The 2,239-nt window shown below is 39.8% G+C and carries 5 protein-coding genes; all 5 read left to right on the top strand.

All coding sequences use genetic code 11. From position 1 onward, the window contains the following. The first annotated feature begins 216 nt into the window (after positions 1–216). A complete protein-coding gene (locus A4S05_RS28215; RefSeq protein ID WP_225892482.1) occupies positions 217–441 on the top strand; it encodes a type II toxin-antitoxin system RelE/ParE family toxin in 225 nt (74 codons plus the stop codon). 91 nt (positions 442–532) lie between these two features. Next, positions 533–808 carry a prevent-host-death protein gene (locus A4S05_RS28220; protein WP_069073099.1) on the top strand — a complete coding sequence of 92 codons (276 nt, stop codon included), beginning with the start codon at positions 533–535 and terminating at the stop codon, positions 806–808. Between the two features lies 1 nt (position 809). Then, on the top strand, positions 810–1,205 hold the full coding sequence (locus A4S05_RS28225; protein ID WP_084227302.1) for a type II toxin-antitoxin system VapC family toxin: 396 nt from the start codon (positions 810–812) through the stop codon (positions 1,203–1,205). 40 nt (positions 1,206–1,245) lie between these two features. Beyond that, positions 1,246–1,650 (top strand): hypothetical protein, encoded by a 405-nt coding sequence (locus A4S05_RS28230; RefSeq protein WP_069073100.1) that lies wholly within the window; start codon positions 1,246–1,248, stop codon positions 1,648–1,650. Positions 1,651–1,656: 6 nt separating this feature from the next. Continuing rightward, positions 1,657–2,082, top strand: coding sequence for an HNH endonuclease (locus A4S05_RS28235; protein ID WP_069073101.1), 426 nt, complete (start codon positions 1,657–1,659; stop codon positions 2,080–2,082). Positions 2,083–2,239 lie beyond the last annotated feature (157 nt).

Below are 2,239 nucleotides of genomic sequence, written 5' to 3' on the forward strand. Positions count from 1 at the left end.
TTATTTCCACCCTATACAAATCATTATTATTTTTCTCTCGTTGTATGAAACCACCCTGCCTAGCCCCCCTTAAAAAGGGGGGAACCGGAGTCAAAGTCCCCCTTTTTAAGGGGGATTTAGGGGAATCTAAAACTTTTTGCTACCAACAACAGGACTTTTCAAACATCCTCTGATGCCAAACAGGAATTAGATGATGCTGTTGCTTACTATGACAATATCAGCCGCGACATGGGAGACGCATTTATTGCCGAAGTTGAACGCACTCTCAATCGTATTGAACAGTTCCCACAAGCATGGACTCAATTATCAAAGAATACAAGACGCTGCCGCATAGCCAGTTTTCCCTATGGTATAATTTATGCCATCAAAGAGCAGCAAATTTTAATAGTTGCAATCATGCACCTTCAGCGTCAGCCAAATTACTGGACTAATAGAATCTGAATAAGTAGCTTAATCAAGATTATCTGGGTTTATGCCAAGCGATGTCTAAAGTTACGTTAAGTTATAATCAGCAGTCCAACATTTAAAACAAATGAACTGGAAACTTGACGAAGCACAACAAAAACTGCCAGAGGTGATTGATGCTATTGCATCAGAACCTCAATTAATCTTCAAGCAGGACAAATTAGTTGCTGCGATCGTAGAACCAAAACTTTTTCAAGAGTTCCTTGCTTGGCATCAGCAACAAAAAGTATCTTCCCTGGCAGATGCTTTTGCAGAATTACGTCAACTCTGTGCGGAAGAGAATTACATTTTAGAAACTCCTGCACGATGTAGCGATCGCCCTATTCCATTTGCTGAGGAATAGTATGAGCTTTCTCTGTGATACTAACATTATCAGTGAATTAGCTCGTCCAATACCCAATTCTGGAGTCATTGCTTGGAGTCAAAGCATCTCATCAATTTTTCTCAGCGCTATTACATTAGAAGAAATTTGCTATGGTTTATCAGCAAAACCCAACTCCAGGATTAAAACTTGGTTTGATAATTTTTTGGTAACTTACTGTCAGCTAATCCCTGTCAGCCCAGAAATTGCTAAACGTGCGGGTGAATTAAGAGGATACCTACAAACTCAAGGAAAACCTCGCACTCAAGCGGATATAATAATTGCCGCAACCGCCGAAATTCACCAAATAACATTAGTAACAAGAAATACAAAAGACTTCGAGGGATGCGGTATTGCCATACTTAATCCATTTACTTGAGTTTTGAATATTATCATTGATATATTGATATAAAAAAGTAATGGCAACAGAAACAATTACTCTGCAAATTCCAGAAATACTCTATCAGCGTTTAGTTAACACTGCCCACGCGCAACGTCGCCCCATTGAAGAGGTAATAGTTCATGCTTTGCAAGTAGGTAGTCCTCCAGAATGGGATGATGTACCAGAGGAATTCCAAGCTGACCTCGCGGCTTTAGATAAACTAGATGACAATAGTTTGTGGCAAATTGTCCGCAGTCGTAAAACAGCAGAGCAAATGGAACGATACAACTTTCTGCTGGAATGTAACTCTAGTGGTAACATTACAGATGCAGAACAATTGGAACTCATAAAACTGCGTCACGAAGCAGATAGTTTTATGCTTTGTAAAGCCCAAGCTGCTGTGTTACTCCGTTGGCGAGGACATTATATGCCAACTGCTTAAACTATTGTGTCTAAATACATTCCTGAAAGCTTAAAAACTAAAATATCTGCTAGCGATAAAGGACGTTGCTGTTATTGCTTAACTACTGAAGCTAATAGCGGCATTCCTATGAGTTATGACCATATTCAACCCCGTTCTAAAGGTGGGGAAACTACGTTTGACAATCTATGTTTAGCTTGTCGTTCTTGCAATGAATTTAAAGCTGATTCAACCGAAGCTATAGACCCTTTAATTGGGGAAATAACACCTCTATTTCATCCACGTACACAGAGATGGTCAGACCATTTTAATTGGAGTTCTGATGGGACAAGAGTTGAAGGTTTAACTACTATTGGCAGGGCTACAATTGTTTGCTTGCGAATGAATAATCCAGTTATAGTTGTTGCTCGACGACGTTGGACAATTAGTGGTTGGCATCCTCCTATTAATTGATTTCACAAGTTCTATGATAGAAAGAAGTCACTAATTAGGTTTAATTTACAGCAGATTGCAAGTTGGTGAGGTACAGATAATCGTAGGGGCACAACATGTTGTGCCCCTACCCGTGTACTCCTGTCAATGGAGTTCAGAGGTGGATTCATCCAGTTCA

Origin of the sequence: Nostoc sp. KVJ20, from assembly GCF_001712795.1 — a bacterium.
Lineage (GTDB): Bacteria > Cyanobacteriota > Cyanobacteriia > Cyanobacteriales > Nostocaceae > Nostoc.